This is a genomic window from Oscillospiraceae bacterium, assembly GCA_015065085.1.
Lineage (GTDB): Bacteria > Bacillota > Clostridia > Oscillospirales > SIG627 > SIG627.
Map to the genome: position 1 here is coordinate 56,601 of SVQW01000008.1, position 17,523 is coordinate 74,123.

General features: G+C 47.1%; 20 protein-coding genes. 8 read left to right on the forward strand and 12 right to left on the reverse strand.

Features of this window, described 5'->3' with window-relative positions:
• Positions 1 to 7: 7 nt before the first annotated feature.
• The 5 genes from E7588_06645 to E7588_06665 all read right to left on the reverse strand — a co-directional run bounded on the left by E7588_06645 (position 8) and on the right by E7588_06665 (position 3,733).
• Positions 8 to 928, reverse strand: coding sequence for a hypothetical protein (locus tag E7588_06645; protein MBE6688940.1), 921 nt, complete (start codon positions 926 to 928; stop codon positions 8 to 10).
• On the reverse strand, positions 925 to 1,956 hold the full coding sequence (locus E7588_06650) for an ECF transporter S component (GenBank protein ID MBE6688941.1): 1,032 nt from the start codon (positions 1,954 to 1,956) through the stop codon (positions 925 to 927). Before E7588_06650 ends, E7588_06645 begins: the two co-directional genes overlap by 4 nt.
• A 19-nt stretch (positions 1,957 to 1,975) precedes the next feature.
• The gene (locus E7588_06655) at positions 1,976 to 2,581 is read right to left on the reverse strand and encodes a lactate utilization protein (GenBank protein ID MBE6688942.1); all 606 of its coding nucleotides are present in this window, start codon (positions 2,579 to 2,581) and stop codon (positions 1,976 to 1,978) included.
• 74 nt (positions 2,582 to 2,655) lie between these two features.
• Positions 2,656 to 3,000, reverse strand: coding sequence for an AzlD domain-containing protein (locus E7588_06660; protein MBE6688943.1), 345 nt, complete (start codon positions 2,998 to 3,000; stop codon positions 2,656 to 2,658).
• The gene (locus E7588_06665; protein ID MBE6688944.1) at positions 2,993 to 3,733 is read right to left on the reverse strand and encodes an AzlC family ABC transporter permease; all 741 of its coding nucleotides are present in this window, start codon (positions 3,731 to 3,733) and stop codon (positions 2,993 to 2,995) included. Before E7588_06665 ends, E7588_06660 begins: the two co-directional genes overlap by 8 nt.
• Positions 3,734 to 3,928: 195 nt before the next feature.
• Between E7588_06665 and E7588_06670 the strand changes: the two genes are divergently transcribed.
• Positions 3,929 to 5,215 (forward strand): MFS transporter, encoded by a 1,287-nt coding sequence (locus E7588_06670; protein ID MBE6688945.1) that lies wholly within the window; start codon positions 3,929 to 3,931, stop codon positions 5,213 to 5,215.
• 75 nt (positions 5,216 to 5,290) lie between these two features.
• On the opposite strand, the gene E7588_06675 is transcribed toward E7588_06670, so the two are convergent.
• Entirely contained in the window at positions 5,291 to 5,506 is a 216-nt protein-coding gene (locus E7588_06675; protein ID MBE6688946.1) for a hypothetical protein, read from the reverse strand.
• Between the two features lie 71 nt (positions 5,507 to 5,577).
• Complete coding sequence (locus E7588_06680) at positions 5,578 to 6,939, reverse strand: sodium-dependent transporter (GenBank protein ID MBE6688947.1); 1,362 nt, start codon at positions 6,937 to 6,939, stop codon at positions 5,578 to 5,580.
• A gap of 20 nt (positions 6,940 to 6,959) precedes the next feature.
• Between E7588_06680 and E7588_06685 the strand changes: the two genes are divergently transcribed.
• The 6 genes from E7588_06685 (at position 6,960) to E7588_06710 (ending at position 10,844) form a co-directional block, all read left to right on the forward strand.
• Positions 6,960 to 7,580, forward strand: a complete 621-nt coding sequence (locus E7588_06685) for a VanZ family protein (GenBank protein ID MBE6688948.1) — start codon at positions 6,960 to 6,962, stop codon at positions 7,578 to 7,580.
• Positions 7,581 to 7,666: 86 nt separating this feature from the next.
• Entirely contained in the window at positions 7,667 to 7,978 is a 312-nt protein-coding gene (locus E7588_06690) for a DNA-binding protein (protein MBE6688949.1), read from the forward strand.
• A 40-nt stretch (positions 7,979 to 8,018) separates the two neighbouring features.
• Positions 8,019 to 9,356, forward strand: a complete 1,338-nt coding sequence (locus tag E7588_06695; protein MBE6688950.1) for a signal recognition particle protein — start codon at positions 8,019 to 8,021, stop codon at positions 9,354 to 9,356.
• Positions 9,357 to 9,418: 62 nt separating this feature from the next.
• Positions 9,419 to 9,664 carry a 30S ribosomal protein S16 gene (gene rpsP, locus E7588_06700; GenBank protein ID MBE6688951.1) on the forward strand — a complete coding sequence of 82 codons (246 nt, stop codon included), beginning with the start codon at positions 9,419 to 9,421 and terminating at the stop codon, positions 9,662 to 9,664.
• Positions 9,665 to 9,666: 2 nt separating this feature from the next.
• On the forward strand, positions 9,667 to 9,903 hold the full coding sequence (locus E7588_06705; protein ID MBE6688952.1) for a KH domain-containing protein: 237 nt from the start codon (positions 9,667 to 9,669) through the stop codon (positions 9,901 to 9,903).
• Positions 9,904 to 10,058: 155 nt separating this feature from the next.
• Positions 10,059 to 10,844, forward strand: coding sequence for a glucosamine-6-phosphate deaminase (locus E7588_06710; GenBank protein ID MBE6688953.1), 786 nt, complete (start codon positions 10,059 to 10,061; stop codon positions 10,842 to 10,844).
• Between the two features lie 477 nt (positions 10,845 to 11,321).
• On the opposite strand, the gene E7588_06715 is transcribed toward E7588_06710, so the two are convergent.
• From E7588_06715 to E7588_06735, 5 genes are read right to left on the reverse strand one after another with little or no spacing between them, the layout of a single operon-like run.
• The gene (locus E7588_06715; protein ID MBE6688954.1) at positions 11,322 to 12,575 is read right to left on the reverse strand and encodes a Gfo/Idh/MocA family oxidoreductase; all 1,254 of its coding nucleotides are present in this window, start codon (positions 12,573 to 12,575) and stop codon (positions 11,322 to 11,324) included.
• Between the two features lies 1 nt (position 12,576).
• The gene (locus E7588_06720) at positions 12,577 to 13,566 is read right to left on the reverse strand and encodes a hypothetical protein (protein ID MBE6688955.1); all 990 of its coding nucleotides are present in this window, start codon (positions 13,564 to 13,566) and stop codon (positions 12,577 to 12,579) included.
• Complete coding sequence (locus tag E7588_06725) at positions 13,563 to 14,465, reverse strand: hypothetical protein (protein ID MBE6688956.1); 903 nt, start codon at positions 14,463 to 14,465, stop codon at positions 13,563 to 13,565. The genes E7588_06720 and E7588_06725 overlap by 4 nt, the downstream gene beginning before the upstream one ends.
• Positions 14,466 to 14,475: 10 nt before the next feature.
• Complete coding sequence (locus E7588_06730) at positions 14,476 to 15,555, reverse strand: hypothetical protein (protein MBE6688957.1); 1,080 nt, start codon at positions 15,553 to 15,555, stop codon at positions 14,476 to 14,478.
• Between the two features lie 15 nt (positions 15,556 to 15,570).
• Complete coding sequence (locus tag E7588_06735; protein ID MBE6688958.1) at positions 15,571 to 16,548, reverse strand: hypothetical protein; 978 nt, start codon at positions 16,546 to 16,548, stop codon at positions 15,571 to 15,573.
• Between the two features lie 71 nt (positions 16,549 to 16,619).
• Between E7588_06735 and E7588_06740 the strand changes: the two genes are divergently transcribed.
• A complete protein-coding gene (locus E7588_06740) occupies positions 16,620 to 17,522 on the forward strand; it encodes a helix-turn-helix transcriptional regulator (GenBank protein ID MBE6688959.1) in 903 nt (300 codons plus the stop codon).
• The last annotated feature ends 1 nt before the right edge of the window (position 17,523 follow it).

A 17,523-nucleotide genomic window follows, 5' to 3' on the forward strand; every position in this document is an offset into this window, starting at 1 on the left:
CCTTTCTTTATTTGGTTTCGTTTATAAGATTTGCGCTTATATATTGGCTCCACGCTTTATTGCCGTTTTTGTCGATTATTTCAACTCTTACATGGGTGTCGTTTTTGTGAGGAGTGTACACGGCACCGTTCAGAGGCTTTTCGTCGGCAAAGTGCCAGCGCAGGCTCTTTTCGTAATCGGTGAAGAAGCAGTCGGAAATAAAATATATTTTTCCCGCGTCACTGCATTCAACGTGCAATTCGCCGTTTTCGGCATACAGCGATTTTATGCGGGGACCGCAGGTGGCATACATGCTTCCCGCCTTCAGAGCATTAAGCACGCAGTCGTTTTCAAGCTTTTCGCATACCGCTATTGTGGCTGTTCCGGCAAAATCCTCCTCGTAATAGTGGACATCGTCGTTGGCAACCATCAGCTTTGGAACACCGCGTGACATCAGCTTGTCCAGCTGTTGAGAGGAATCGCCCCTCTGATGGCGAACCTGGGAAACCCAGTTCATGACCTCTATTGCATCGTAATTTTCCAGCGGGTAGAGCTCCTCTGCCTGAATAAGGCTCCAGGCGGGATGCGCCGCGATTACAAAACCGCCTGCGGCTTTGAGCGCATCAATAAGCTGCTGAGGTGTTGCGGGACGTTGTGCGGCAACGTATTTTTCGGTATCCATGCCCACGCCCACTATGTGGTAAGCGGCACGGTTGAGGGGTTCCATTATGTTGCAGTCGGTCTCCACACCCGAAAGGATAAGAACACCGTCCCGAATTTCGGAATAAGTGAGCTTGTTGTGCTCGGTAAAAGCAAGGAAATTATATCCCTGCGCTTTGTACTTTTCAAACGACTCCTGCTGAGTGAGTCTGCCGTCTGAAGTTTTCGTGTGAATGTGAAGCTGACCCTTGAACTGCGAAAGAGCAGGGTCAATAAGGTATTTTTTCAAGATAAAGCCCCCAATCTGTGATTGTCTGTGTATTGCGCCTTGTCAAATTCCTGCACCGTAAGCTGTCCGTCGCGTGCTTCGCCCTGGAAAAGAAATCCGCCCTTTTCACCGCCGTAGAAAACTATACGGGTGCAGTAGAAGTTACCGTCAAGTGCAGAAACTATCTCACTGCATTTTGCCTCAAAGGTTTTTATGTCGGGAGTATCGTCCTTTATTACCACCTCGTAGCTGAGCTTCGGCAATACAAGGGCATAGTCTCCGCCAAGGTCGAAAAGCTTGCGGTCAAGCTTTTCTTCAAACGGCAGATTATCCGCCGCGAAGGATATAGTGCTTCCCGAATCGCGTACCGCCTGCATCATAAGCCCTGCACCGATTTCAAACATGGCATTTTTGGCATACAGGAAATATCCGTCGTAGTTGTTTTCAAGCACCATTGTTTCTTCGCCGTAATAGCTTCGTTTGGGCTCTTTAAAGGTTATGGCGGTTTCGTAGTAGTGGGTTTTGAAGTTAAAGGCGGTTGACATGGATTCTATTTTCTGAAGCGGATAGTTTTCCTCAAGATATTTTGCCGTTTCGTTATGCCACTTCACCGCGCCGAAAATGTTTCCGCACACCGCGTTGAAGCACAGAAGGTATACAATAACGGCAATTACGGTTTTGACAATACCGCTTTTTGTCTTTTGCAAAATCAGACCTGCAACAAAATATGCCAGAGCTGCCGTCAGTACAAAAAACAGTACCTTGATAAAGGCGTAATTCATGGTGGGATTGTTCTGCGCCACCGAATTGTATCCGGTAGAGTCGGCAAGCGATACCGTCAGCGACAGAAGCACCGTCATGAGAAGCGAATTTTTAAGCTTGCGATAGAAAAGAAACACAGCAACGGCTGTTATGAAGAATATGGGGAAGGTGGATATAAATCCGCGTGACGCGCCGCCGGCATACAGTGCAAGGGTGAAAAGAACGGTCATGGCGGCAAAAAGCAGTGTGTCACGCTTTTTTTCGTCCGCCCACAGTTTTTTGAGCATATTTAGTGCTCCTTTCGTATCAGTATCCAAGCTTTTGGTTGACGAGGACTATTTCGTAATCGCATCCGCCGGGCTTTTTAAGCATAATATTCAGGCTTCTGCAGATGCGTTCGGGACTGTTGCAATCGTGGCATTTGAGTTCCCCGGAAGCACAGGGAGTTTTCTTTCCCAGTCGTCGTGCATTGAGAGGGGAGGCAATGTTACGCGCGCGCCAAACGGCTTTTTCGAGAGTGGGCTCGATTTTGTTTTCGCCGATTATGAAATACACTTTTTTGTGTCCGTAAAGCGTTGCGGAAATGCGGTTGCAGGTGCCGTCGATGTTCACTATCTCGCCCGTCTCGGCAATACCGTTGACGGAGGAAATGTATATTTCGGCATCCCGTGCCTCACTCAGTGCCTCGGCAGGGGTATTTCCGTTTTCGGGAAACCAGTGCCATATAACCTTATTGCTCTGAGAAAGCTCGGGCAGAATATCAAGCTCCTTTACGGTTACCGTACCGCCGATGCCTACGGTTTTGCCCGAAATGCGGGATAAAAGATATTGCTTTGCATCCTCGCGTGTTTCAAAACAGCTCACAGAATAGCCCATTTTTTCAAGATTTTGTTTTATTAGAGTGAAATCCATAAACGCTCCTTAATAAGAGATATGATAAATTGTAAAACCGCATGGCGGTTTTACCGAAATTGCGAATTGTGTATTCAGCATAATATCTGCTGTGCAATAAATACCGCTACAACCGCGCCCAGCGATACCGCTGTAAGACCTCGCTTTAAAAGAGACAGTATTACGGCAACCGCCGCACCGCACAGCGCACATATAAACTGCGGTACAGAAAATGAAGAGCCTGTCTGGGTGAAAAGGAAAATATCAGGGAAAATAAGTGCCGCCAAAACTCCATATGGAGTGTATGTAAGAAAGGAAAAGATGAATTTTCCCGTCAGCTTTTTGCGGAAGAGTACCATGGAAACCGCTCTTAACGAGTAGGTCACAACAATCATGACCGCTATGGCAGTTATAAGGTAGCCGAGTGATATTTCACGCATTTTCACTCACCTCCATGGGGAACAGCACAGCACCCAGAACGGAAGCCGCCACTCCGCTTATGATAACCGACCAACCGCTCGACAAAAATGAGAAAAAGGGCACGAATTTTATTATCGAGCTGAATACCACCGCAAAGGCTATAACGCAGGATACGGATTTTGATTTTGCGGCAGGGGGCAGTATTATAGCCACATACATGGCGTAAAGCGCAATACCCATTGCACTTGTGACAGAGGCGGGGATTATGTCGCCCAGTACGCTTCCGATTATCGTTCCGCCTACCCAGCCTGAGTATGACGAGAAAATCAGCCCCGCAAAATAGCTGAAGGTGATTTTCTTTTCCGGGGACATGGCTATGGCAAAGTTTTCGTCTGTGTTTCCGAAGGCTATTATAAGCCTTTGCCATAATTTTATGTCCGGCGGGAGCTTTTGGGAAAGCGAAATGCTCATGAGAAAATAACGGGCGTTTATAACCAAAAGCGCACTGAATATTTCCGCATAGGAAGCCAGCACCGAAATAAGGTCAACACCCACAAACTGACCCGTGCCGGTAAGACAGGTCATGGATATAAAGGTGGGTGCCCACAGGGGAAGCCCCTTGCCTACGGCAATTACACCGAAGGTGACAGAAACCGAAAGATACCCCAGAAATACAGGCAGGGCATCCTTTGCACCCATAAGAAATTGTTGTTTTTTGTTTTGCATTTTGACACCTGAAAATATAAACGGCATTTATCAGTTTACAATAATATATTATTTGCGGTTTTACTTGGGTCATTATAACATAAAAGATAACAAATGTAAATACAAAAAACCAAAAAAGCAAAACTTTGATATTTCTGCGCATTTTTTTGATGTAAGCGAAAAATCTTACATGACACAAATAGCGGATCGCCGTGCGCTAGCACTTGACAAAGAGCTTTGTTTATGGTAAAATACCGCTCGTGCAAAAATTTACTTAAAAGGAGCTTTTTAATGATGACACCGAGCAGTATAAAAAGATTGAAATACGCCTGTTATACCACTAATGTGGGAATGTCGGTGGTTTCCAATATATCCCCTGTGCTGTTTATCACTTTCCGACATATGTATGGAATATCCTATTCGCTTTTGGGTGCGCTGGTGCTGATAAACTTCTTCACCCAGATGACAATAGACCTGATTCTTTCGTTCTTTTCGCATAAATTCAATATCCCCAAGGTGGTAAAATCCATCCCCGTGCTGACCGCGCTGGGACTTGCGGTATATGCCGTGTGGCCGTTCTTTTTCCCCGAAAATGTGTATTTGGGACTTGTTCTGGGCACATTGATATTTTCGGCATCCGGCGGTTTTACCGAGGTGCTGATAAGCCCCGTTATAGCCGCACTGCCTGCCGATGACCCCGACCGCGAAATGAGTAAATTGCACTCTGTGTATGCCTGGGGCGTTGTGGGTGTCATTACATTCAGCACACTGTTTCTGGGCATTTTGGGTCAGGATAAATGGCAATGGCTGGTGCTTATACTGGCGATAATCCCTGTTTTGTCCATTTTCCTTTTTTCGGGCGCAAGCGTGCCCCATATGGATACACCCGAAAAGGCTTCGGGTGCTCTCAAACTGCTTAAAAACAAGGGCGTGTGGCTGTGCTTTGTAGCCATCTTTTTGGGCGGTGCTTCCGAATTGACTATGGGACAATGGGCATCGGGCTATCTTGAGCAGGCAATGAAAATTCCCAAGGTGTGGGGCGATATTCTGGGCGTTGCACTGTTCTCGCTGTTTCTGGGAATGGGACGTACCATGTATGCAAAATTCGGCAGAAATATGGAAAAAGTATTGCTCCTGGGCGGAATAAGCGCCACGGTGTGCTATTTTACCGCGGCAGTGTCAAATATGGTGTGGCTGGGTCTTGCCGCCTGTGCGCTTACCGGCTTTTGTGTTTCCATGATGTGGCCCGGCATGCTGGTTGTTGCCTCTGAACGTTTCCCGCAGGGCGGTGTGTTTATTTACGCGCTTATGGCGGCAGGCGGAGATATGGGTGCATCGGTGGGACCTCAGCTTGTGGGTATTATCACCGACGCGGTGATAGCAAATCCCGCCTCGGTTGCATTCTCTCAAAGCCTTGCACTTACCCCCGAACAGTTGGGTATGAAGCTGGGTATGCTGGTGGGCATGCTGTTCCCGCTGGTGGCGACGGCGCTGTACATAATAATATATAAAACAAAAAAGCGGTCTTAGACCGCTTTTTTGAGTGATATTGCCTTCGACTTCAAGCCCTATCGTACCTTTATCGATACGCTAAAAAAGCACTTCTTACGAAGTGCTTTTTTCTATTTCGTTTGCTGTTTTGTTCAGCTTGTCGCCCAGTGTATGCATGGCACTGCCTGCCTTGTGGCGCAAGCATTTTTTCAACTTGTGTGCCGCACAATTGCAGTCGCTGTTGCTGATTACCATATCCGCCGCGATGCCTGTTGCCAGTGCTGTCATTGCCGCAATAACGCCGACGGCTGTTGCAGAACATATTTTCATGTTTTTCCCTCCTCAAATAACGGTGCTGTACATATTGTGCCGTTTGAGAAGCGAAAAATTCATGGAAAAATTTAAATTTTCATAAGACCCATGCCTTCCAGAACGGAAGAAATGAGTATGAATAATATGCAGATGGGAGCTATGTACTTTATGATGACGACAAAAAGCGTTTTTGAACGGAATTTTCCGTCGGTAAGCTCCACCTCGTCGGTTATTGCCTTGGGCTTGATGACAAAGCCGATGAAGATGCAGGTGAGTATTGCGACTATCGGCATGATGACGCTGTTGGATAAGAAGTCGAAGAAGGTGAGAAAATCCATGCCAATAAGCTTTATGTGAGCCCATATTCCGTTGCCCAGCGAGGAGGGGATACCCAGAAGCACAGATATCAAAAGGGTTATGAGGCAAGCGGAAACTCTGCCGATTTTAAAGCGGTCGCGTATAATCGAAACCACTGCTTCCATAAGCGAAATGGAGGAGGTGAGTGCCGCAAAAAGCACCAGCACGAAAAATACCGTGCCCAAAAATCCACCGCCGGGCATACTGTCAAACACCTTGGGCAGTGTTACGAACATAAGTCCGGGACCTTTGCCCAGTGCCGCCTGGTCTCCGCCGGAAAATACGAATACTGCGGGGATTATCATAAGTCCCGCAAGAAAGGCTATTCCGGTATCGAAAAGCTCGATGTGACGTACCGAGGACTCCAGATTAACGTCTTTTTTCATATATGAACCGTAGGTTATCATAATGCCCATTGCAAGTGACATGGAGTAGAAAAGCTGACCCATTGCCGCAAGTACGGTTTTGAATGAAAAATGAGAAAAGTCGGGCAGGAGATAGTATTTGATACCATCCATGGCACCCGGCAGGAACATGCAGTAAACCGCTATAAACAGCGACAGCACTATAAGCACGGGCATCATTATCTTGCTGACTTTTTCAATACCTTTTTCGACACCGAGAAGCACGACAACCGCCGTTACACCGAGATAAATCGCAAACCACAAAAGGGGCTCGGCGGGCTTGCCGATGAAAGCGTTGAAAAATCCGTCATTTGCCGAAGCTGTACTTCCGCCTGTAATGAAGGTTACGAAATATTTTGTCACCCAACCGCCGATAACACTGTAATAAGGAAGTATGATAACGGGCACTATGGATTCAAGGTAGCCCAGAAAGGTGAACTTTTTGTTCAATGACCTGAAAGCGCCTATGGCGCTGAGACCTGTTTTGCGTCCCAGTGCTATTTCCGCTACCAGAAGTGCAAAGCCGAAGGTGACTGTAAGTATGAGGTAAGTCAGAAGAAATATACCGCCGCCGTACTGCGCCGCAAGGTAAGGGAAGCGCCAGATGTTGCCCAGACCTACCGCCGAGCCTGCCGCCGCCAGTACAAAGCCCAGCTTACCCGTAAAACTGCTTCGTTGTTTGTTTTCCATAAGTCAAATTCTCCATTAAAATGTATTATCCCCAACAGTATAACATATTTTTCGGAAAAAGTAAATACAAAAGCGGTATTTTATTCATAATATATCCGATATTATGTTTTTTGCTTGACTTTGAATGCAAAAAAAGGTATAATGAAAAATCGGGGGTGTATGAAATGACGACATCAAAAAGAACGGCATTGTGTGCCGTATTGGCGATACTGCTGACGGCATGGACGCTTTTTATATTTTCAAATTCCATGAAAACCAAAGCGGAGTCCGCGTCCTCCAGCAAAAAGGTGTCCCAGGCGGTAAAGAGCGTTGTAGACCCGAAAAATAAAATACCAGAAGAAAAATTCCATAAATCCGTGAGAAAAACTGCCCACGTACTGGAATTCTGTGCTCAGGGCATAATTGCCTCGGCGCTTGCATGGATACTGTACGGCAAAAAAAGAAAGCTGCTTTTGCTTTTTATGCCTGCGGTGGTGTGCATATTTACCGCCGCGGGTGACGAATACCTTCAAAGCCACACCGGCAGAGGGGCCGCCTTTACCGATGTGCTTATCGATACAGGCGGTGCGGTTATCGGAATATTACTGCTTTACGGTGTGTTTTTTGCAGTACAGAAATGGCAAATTGTAAAACAAATGTGAATTTTTTTGTGCGCTATTGACAAAATAGTATTTATATTGTATAATAACAAGGCTGTAAAGAAAAAAACTTTACAGCATGACCCCCAATTCCGGAGGCAACCGTGAAAGATTTGGCGATTACACAGCTTTACGACTGTTACTGGGCTCTTTTGAGCGAAAAACAGCGTACGGTGTTTGAATTTTATTATGACGATGACCTTTCGCTCAGCGAGATTGCAGAGCATACACACACCACACGTCAGGGTGTGCGCGATCTTATCAAACGAAGCGAGGAACAGCTCAGATTTTTTGAGGATAATCTGGGATTGAGCGAAAAAAACGAGAAATTACGTGAAATTGCCGCAAACTGCGGTGATGCAAAAGTAAAAGAAGAAATCGAAAAGCTTCTCTCGAAATAGCTTTCGGGCTTGCAGTTCTTATAAGAAAGGGCGTGTGCTGTTGGGATTTCAGAGTCTTACCGAAAAAATGGCGGAAGCCTTTAAAAAATTCAAGAATAAGGGCAAGCTGACCGAGGCTGATGTCAAGGTCGGCATGCGTGAAATAAAGCTGGCACTGCTTGAAGCGGACGTAAACTTCAAGGTCGTAAAGGACTTTGTGGCAAAGGTGTCCGAAAGGGCGGTGGGTGCGGATGTGCTGGAAAGCCTGATGCCCGCCCAGCAGATAGTTAAAATAGTAAACGAAGAGCTTTGCGAGATAATGGGCAAGGAAAATGAAAAGCTTACTATCTCCCCCAAGCCCCCCACGGTAATTATGATGTGCGGTCTGCAGGGCGCAGGTAAAACCACACACTGTGCAAAGCTTGCGGCTCTTTTTAAAAAGCAGGGTAAAAATCCTTTGCTGGTTGCCTGCGACGTATACCGCCCCGCGGCTATAAAACAGCTTGAGGTGGTGGGCGAAAAGGTGGGTGTCCCCGTGTTTAGCATGGGAGATAAGCTCAGCCCCGTGGATATCGCGGCGGCGGGTGTTGCCCACGCCGAGAAAAACGGCAACGACATGGTGTTTATTGATACCGCGGGACGTCTTCACATCGATGAAGTGCTCATGGACGAGCTTAAAAACATCCGCGAAAAGGTACAGCCTACCGAAATTCTGCTTGTTGTGGATGCCATGACGGGTCAGGACGCGGTTAATGTTGCGGACAGCTTCAACGGTCTTTTGGACATCACGGGTGTTATACTCACCAAAATGGACGGTGATACCCGAGGCGGTGCGGCGCTTTCCGTGCGCCACGTTACGGGCAAGCCCATAAAGTTTATCGGAACGGGCGAAAAGCTTGATAATATCGAGCCCTTCTACCCCGACAGAATGGCTTCCAGAATACTGGGTATGGGCGATGTACTGTCACTTATCGAAAAGGCTCAGGAAAGCTTTGACGAGAAAAAGGCGGCAGAGCTTGAAAAGAAGATGAGGGAATCCACCTTCACTCTGGACGACTACATGGAGCAGTTTGACCAGATAAGAAAAATGGGTCCCATCGACCAGCTGGCAGGCATGATTCCGGGTATGAAGCCGGGCGCACTCAAGGACGCTCAGATAGACGAAAAGAAAATCGACCGTATGCAGGCGATAATCAAGTCTATGACTCCCAAGGAGAGAGCAAAGCCGGATATTATAAACTCCTCCCGTAAAAAGCGCATTGCCGCAGGAAGCGGAAACAGCGTTGAGGAAGTGAATAAGCTCCTCAAGCAATTTGACCAGACCTGCAAGCTCATGAAACAGCTTACGGGCAACGCAGGAAAAATGAAGCTGGGCAAAAAGTTCAAATTACCCTTTTAAATCCGTATATAAATAAAAATTTATATAAATCAAAATTTTTAATTCAGAAAGGTGAATTTATCATGGCAGTTAAAATCAGACTCAGAAGACTGGGCGCAAAGAAAGCTCCCTTTTACCGTGTAGTAGTAGCAGATTCCCGTTATCCCCGCGACGGTCGCTTCATCGAAGAGATCGGTACTTACAATCCTATGAAGAACCCCGCTGAAATCATCATCGACGGCGAAAAGGCTAAGGAATGGATCGCTAAGGGTGCACAGCCTACCGAAACCGTAAGAGCCATCCTCAAAAAGAGCGGAGTTACCGAATAATCATGAAGGATATGCTCGTAGACATCGCCAAGGCTATCGTTGACCACCCCGATGAGGTTGTGGTTGAGGTACGTGACGACGGCGAAATGACTCATCTTGAGCTGTCTGTCGCTCCCTCCGACATGGGTAAGGTAATCGGCAAACAGGGCAAGATAGCCAAGGCTATCCGTACGCTCATTAAGGCGGCTTCCGCCAAGGATACCGACAAGAAGTACGTGGTGGACATAATCGACAAGTAAAAAAAGGGGCTGTCAGCCCCTTTTTCACATGTCAAAAATTATCTCAAAAAACTTTAAACAATGTTAAAAAATGTTACTAACCAATTCATTAATATGGCAGTATAATAATCAAGTCGGGATGTTATCCCTATCATTTATTTACGGAGAGTGACAAAATGAAACTTATTATCAAAGACAATTACGACGGAATGTGTGCATGGGCTGCTCAGCATATAGCCGATGCCATCAATAACCATAAGGAAAACCGCCCCTTTATACTGGGTCTGCCCACCGGTTCTTCTCCTCTGGGTGTATATAAGAGACTCATCGAAATGAATAAGGCGGGCAAGGTTACCTTCAAGAACGTTGTTACCTTCAATATGGACGAATATGTAGGTCTGCCCAGAGAGCACGACCAGAGCTACTGGTACTTCATGCATGACAATTTCTTCAACCATATCGACATTCCTGCAGAGAATGTGAACATACTCAACGGTATGGCTCCCGATCTTGAGGCTGAGTGCCAGAGATATGAGGATAAAATCGCATCTTACGGCGGAATCGACCTGTTCCTGGGCGGAAGCGGTGTTGACGGACATATCGCATTCAACGAACCCTTCACCTCTCTTACCTCCCGCACAGGTGTACGCGCTCTTACTCAGGATACCCTTATCGTAAACTCCCGTTTCTTCGGAAACGACCCCGAAAAGGTACCGAAAACCGCTCTTTCCGTTGGTGTCGGCACTGTTTGCGACTCCAAAGAGGTTCTCCTGCTCATCAGCGGTCACAACAAGGCACGCGCTCTGCGTCACTGCGTTGAGGGCGGCGTTGACCATGCATGGACTATCAGTGCACTTCAGCTCCACAAGAACGGCATTGTTGCCTGCGATGAGGATGCTTGCGGCGAACTGAAGGTTGATACCTACAAGTACTTCAAGGAAATCTATAAGAACGAGAAATAATAATTGCAAATAAGACAAAAAATCACGGACTTTGCCCAAGTGTTCTCAAGGACACTTGGGCAGTTTTATTCGCCTTACGGCGAGTTTTATTGCTTCGCAGTGATGATATTGCCTCCGGCAGTTTATGGCGAATAAAATAACACTGAAATCGCAAGATTTCAATATCACTTCCCGAATGGGAAATATCACTCTGTGCGAAAGGCACAGAATATCACGATATAAAAAAATACTACCCGGAAAAGAGCTTTGTTTTCTCTTCTTCGGGTAGTTTTGTCGTATACTGTTGCAAGCAGGAAATTTGTGTGCCAAATTTCGTTTATATTAAAGATAACTGTCCTTAGCAACCCTGCTCTTTGTCCGTGATTTTTTTAGCAGTGGCGGATGAGGGCATCCGCCCGTTATTTTTCGGGTCGGTGGAGGCAAAGACCCCTGCAATTTGTAATTATACAAAAAATCTGTTTATTGAGACCGCCCTTTTTATTCGTCTGCCTCCAGAACCTCCCAGTCAGACGGAGGGTTTCCGAGGTCGGGAATATCTATGGGTGCGCCGCCGTTTAAAGCTGACCTGTGGGCTAGAAGCCCGGGAATGTTGAAGCGCGCCACCTGCCATATGTTGGTGGGGGACAGCTTTCCGCTGTCGTAGGCACGGCAGAAATCGTCAACCAAAAACTGATGTGTGCCGTTGTGACCGTTTTTCATGCCGTCAAATTCCGCAGGCATTTTGCGTTTAAGCTGAATCGGTGAGGACAGCGTAAATCCCGCCGTATCGGCAAGCTGCTGGATTGCGGTTTTGTAGTCGGAATTTATAAGTTCATATATTTCCCCAGGCTGAAGCTCCTCGGTCACATCCTTCATTTCAGCACAGCCCGGTCGGTCGGGATCCCACACACTCAGACTGTGACGCGCCACGGAAAATTCGTAGCATCCGTCGGTGCCGTAAAACTGGGAAATGTAGGTCTCGGGCGACTTCCAGCCTACACAGCGGTTTTCGCTGATGCGGGCGATACCGCCGTTTGAAAGCTCCAGAAGCATGGCGGTGTTAGAAAAGGGATTATCGTAAAGATTCTGACCCTTTGTGCCGTAAATATCGGTGCGGGGGCTTTCTTTATACCCCATTGCCACAACCCTTTTCGCATAAACACCCGGCATTGAGCCCAGAATCATGGCTGTGGAATGGGTGGGGTAGAACATCGGCGGAATACCTGCGTATTTCTTCCATTCATCGCCTGCGGAGCTTTTGAAGCTTTCCTCCATGTTGCGTATGTCATGGTTGTATTGCGCTTCGCCGTAGGTGAATTTACCGAAGGTGCCCGATTTGAATTCCCGACGGCAGAATATTGTGGGCGCACGGTAAAACCCCGTCTCGCCCATGGAGTAGGTAAGGCGCGTTTTGCGCACAAGACTTTCGATTTCCATTATGTCCTCAACATCGATGGCACAGGGCACAGCACTGTAAACATGCTTTCCCGCCTTGAGTGCCTCGATTACCATGGGGCCGTGCTTGAAGCGCTGGGTGAAAATTGCAATGCAGTTTATGTTGTCACTTGCCACCGCCTTTTCAAAGCTGTCGATGATTTCAACGCCGAACATTGAGGCGTAATTCTCGGCGCGCTCTCTTATCAGGTCACACACATATACCTTTTCAACCGAAGGGTGTGCCTTGAAAAGCGGAACGAAGTTTATGCAGAAGCGTCCGCAGCCGATTATGGCTATTTTTATTTTTTCTTTCATGTTATTTTCCTCCCTCGGGCTTTTTTCCGAATTCCCATTCTTTTTCGCGTTTGCCTGTTTCAAACTGGGTCAGCGACAGCTTCCAGTCTGGTTTTTCGCGGAATTTGTACTTGAATTTTTTGTTCAGCACACCTTTTTCCTCAAGATGTATGTAGCAGGCGCGGTCACATGCTCTTCCGCAGATGCAGGTGCGGTAAAAATGCTTTGCGGGAGGATAAAAGTAGGTTGCATCCATTATTCTTTTCGCCTTTTCGGTGTCTATCTTTGCAATGCCCTTTATAATGTCCGTTCTGTCCTCAAAATCGGGATAGGCATCGGGCGGCATAAAGGGATTTTTTTCACCGCTTGCACCGTTGTAGTAAACCGCACAGCGCCACTCGTCCACTTTGCCGTTGTCCGCTATGGCATTGCCTGCACAGGCTTTGATGCACTCGCCGCAACCGTCGCACAGACCATCAACACAAAGAGGGGTTTCTTCAATTTCGGCATCCGTCAGAATGAAGCAGTAACGTATAAACGGCCCGTAGTCCCTGTTTAAAACCGTGCCTCTTATGCTCATCTCGCCAAGTCCGCATTTGACGGCACAATCTTCAAAATCAAGCTGATTTTCCGCCGTTATTCCGCGATATATGTCGGTGTAGTCCATTTCTGGATTTGTGCCGTCGTAACGGTTCATAATAAGCTGATTTTTGCGCTGGGGGATAGCTTCAAACCCCTCGTCCTCTATTAGATTTGACACATTGATAAGAGCCAGAGGCATGACGGTTTCTTCGAGGTTTTCGACCCCCATTGTGGTGTACTGGTAGTAGGTGCTGCCCTCCTCCACACCGCGGTAAATTCCGCGCAAAACACGAAATCCCAGACCAATTACCGTTTTTACCTGCGGAAAAATCCTGAAAATCGCATCATTTTCGTCAAAACGCTTTGCGCAAGCAAACCCTATAATGTCCGCATCAAAACGCTTTGCACACTGTATTATGCTTTCTCTCACAGCTTTCCCTCCTCCTTAAGATGCTCATAGCACACCGTTTCACAGCTTTTCCCGCACAGACAGGGCACATAGCCGAAGTGGGTGTTGGGCAGAAATCTGAGCTTGGGATAAATATCGTTGGCACTCCCGCTGTCAAAGCGCTTTTCACCGTTTATTATAGCTTCTTTTTCGGGATTGTCTGCCAGAAAATCCTCTGCCATAAAGGGGTTTGATTTGTGTGCACCGCGGTAATATACACTGCACTGCCAGCTGTCAACACCATTTTCGCCGATGGCGTTTCCCGGGCAGGCTGTTTTGCATTTTCCGCAACCGTCGCACAGGCTTTTCCCGAAGGGCTTGTCGTATTCCAGCGGCATATCCGTAATAATGTACACAAACCGCATAAAGGTTCCGTATTTCGGGACTATCACCTTGCCGTGAAGCCCTGCCTTGCCCAGTCCGCACACCTCGGCAGCTTTGTTATAGTCAATTATAACATCAGGCGCGGGCTTACCGGGTGCTACGGGCGAGGAAAACTGTAACTCGTATATGCGCGCAACCTCGGGATTTGTGGATTTGTCGCCCTTAACGCGAAAACCGGGTATACTGCGTTGCAAACAGGCATCATAGCCCTCGTTTTCGATGACAGCGCCCATTTTTAAGAGAAAAATTTCCGCAAAGGTCTCGTCTATGTACTTTACACCAAGGTTTGTGTAGTTGTAAAACTGGCTTTTATGCTTCATGGCATTAAAAAGCCCGCGCGGAATTTTTATTCCGAAGCCTATAATACATTTGGCATTCGGAAGTATCTGAAAGGGGTCGTGACGCAGGTCGGGATTTTTCATCAGAGAAATATCACCTATACCGCACACCGCCGCGCCCAGCTCCTTTGCCTTTTGCTTTATAAATTCAGCAGTCATTTTTTCACTCCTATCTGTCCATTTTCCAGGGCTTTGAGGTTCTCAGCGGTTGCTTGAAGCGGTCTGCCATGCATCCGCCCTTCTTTTCCAGCATACTCACACAGCCTCGTATGCATCCGCCGCATTTAGCCATGTTGTAGCCTACCCAGCTTGGGAAATACTTTTCAAGTGTGCCGTAAACCTTCATTATTTCTTTTTCGTCGGCAACGTCGGTGGCACCCTCCAGTAAATCCAACATACCGTTTTCGTTTTTGTCAAATACCTCTTTGGGCACAAAGGGGTTGTAATATCTTCCGCCGTGGGTGTAAAAAGCGTAACAGCGCCACATGTCGATGTCGCCCCATTCGCATTTTTTGCCCGCAAGGTTCACTGTTACGGTTTTACCCGATTTTATGTCGGGAATACATCCCCCCGGGCACTCGCGCACACACGCTCCGCATTTACGGCAAAGAGGCTCTCCGCTGTACATTTCGTCGTATTCCAGCTCTGCGTCGGTGAAGATGAACGCCACCCGCTGTAACGGACCGAATTCGGGAGTGAGAAGCATCTTGCTCCAGCCGATTTCACCCAGTCCGCATGCCACAGCCGCCAGCCTGAACTGAAACTGCAGGTCGGGCGGAACTTTTCCTTCGCCTGTCTCTCGGGTGAACTGAACACTTCTGTGATGTGCGGTTTTTCCTTTGGCGTGCTTGCTGACCTCTATTTGCTCCTCGGGCGAGAGGGTGTTTCCCGGACTTCCGTCCATGTCGGAAACGATTCCGCGCGCGCCGGTGTTGCGGTATACCACCGCTTCATAGCCCTCGTCCTCGATAACCTTTCCTACGTGGTACAACACTGCGGGAGCAAAAATTTCATTTATTCCGCCGTATGCCATGGAGGGGTACTGGTAAAACTGGGTGCCCTCCTCAATTCCGCGCTGAACTCCGCGGGGTATGCGGAATGCAAAGGCTATACAGCTTTTTGCCCTTGGGAACAGGTATCTCGGGTCCATTTCGGGCGGTGCACCCTCAAAACGCGACATAGGTCCGATTCCGCATTTGTCGGCACCTGCTTCCAGTGCCGCCTGCTTTATCATACTGCTTGTCAACATATCTTTTTCCTTTCTTTATTTCAATTCCGCAACGGCATTTTCAATGTCGTCATATATGAGTACGCTGTTTGAAATACGACTGTTTAACTTGGTGTTTTCAATAATATACGGGTACAGTACGCCGCTGTGGTCAGGCTCGCACAGCTCGGCAACATTACCCACATATTTTTCGTTTATGTAAGCGTTAAGTGTTCGCACGGGACGGCGACTTGCCCGTGTGGCAAGCTTGAGCATGGGGAATATGCCTTCATAATACTTCACGTCCTCGGGACGTATAAAGGATGTGTGGGAAATAAAGGCGGCGGCTCCTTTTTTCTCGAGAAAATCACGGCACACACCGCGGAATTCATAGCCGTTGTCCATGGCGGCTATTTCCTCCTCATGCGCTACAAGGCTGTCATGAAAAAAGTGGGCAGAGCAGTTGTTGAGGCATCCGCTGTTGGCGAGGGCGTAAAGCGTTTTGCCGTTTTCATCACACCATTTTTTGAGCTTTTCAATGGTTTTAAAATCATGGTTTAATTCTCTTTTCAGATAAAATCCGTCAAAGTGTTCGCTTATGTACTCCATGCCCTCGGTGCTTCCTATGCACATGTTGACAGAGGCGCGGGTCTCGATACCGTTGAAATTTTCCTTGACAAAGCGTGCAATAAGCGGAGATGTGGTGGTAACACCGGACACACCGTAATTTTGTATGAGGTGCTCCAGCGTATTTCCGATTTTTTCAAAAAATGCCCGTGAAAGGCTGTATTTTCCGTAGCACACGGCGTTAAAAAGCACGTTCAGCTTTATGCCGTTTCGGCTTAGTGCTTCAAGGTCGCTTTCCTGCTTCAGACGTGCGGTGAAGTCGGACATTCCCTCTGCCTTTACTATGCTTCTGCCGTTGGCAAAGTCGCCGTAAGAAAAATAAACCTCAAAAATGCTGTTCTTATTTCTGATTATTGCATCCACCAATTCCGTGTCGGCACACGGCTTGAGACCTATCGAAAATTTCAAAATATCACTTCTTTCCCAAATTTGAAAAACTTTTTTATTTGCTATTGATTATACAGGAAATTTGTGATACAATGTATAACAAAGCCAATGAGAAATATAAAAAAACAAATATGGTGGATTTTATGAAGCTGTCGGATATAAACCCGCATATACGCTATGCGCGCATACATCATACTCTCAACACACGGAATGAATACAGCGTTTGCTATGATTGCCGTTTGTTTTTTATCAATAATGGAAATGGAATTATAGACATACAGGGAGAAAAACAAGGCTTTTCGGATAACACCGTAATATATCTGCCTCCCGGAACGAAATATAAATTTTCAAAAAACAATGAAAATGCTATAAGTATAATTGTTTTTGATTTTGACCCCTCGTGGGAATACTCGCACCTTGCTGATTCCCTGGGCACGGTTACCGAGTCGGAATTTGACAAAAGCCGTGTTATGACATATGAACTGCCGTGTGAATTTTCCGAGCCGTTTGTGATGAGCTGTCCCGACATATACGGCCATCTGACACAGGCGGTACAGGAATTTCTGGAGTGCACACTGTATTACAGGGAAATGGCGGGCGTACTTCTTAAAATGTCCCTGACAAGAATCCTGCGTGAAAAACATGCTTGCACGGGCACCGAAAGCAAAACTGTCTCTGCGGTTATGGAATATATACACAAAAATTACGATGACGCCGAGCTGTCAAACGAAGATATAGCGCATAAATTCGGCTATCATCCATATTATCTCGGCAACATTGTCAGCCGTGCGGCAGGAATGTCGCTGAGGCAGTATCTCACCCGATATCGCCTGAAGATGGCACAGAATTTTCTCATAACAACAGAACTGGACATAAATGTTATTGCTTGGCGGTGCGGCTTTAATTCCACTGCGTATTTCATACGGCTTTTCAGAGAGTTTTTCGGCATCACTCCCGGAGCTTACCGCAAAAGTGTAAGCCGCGGAGCAATATAAA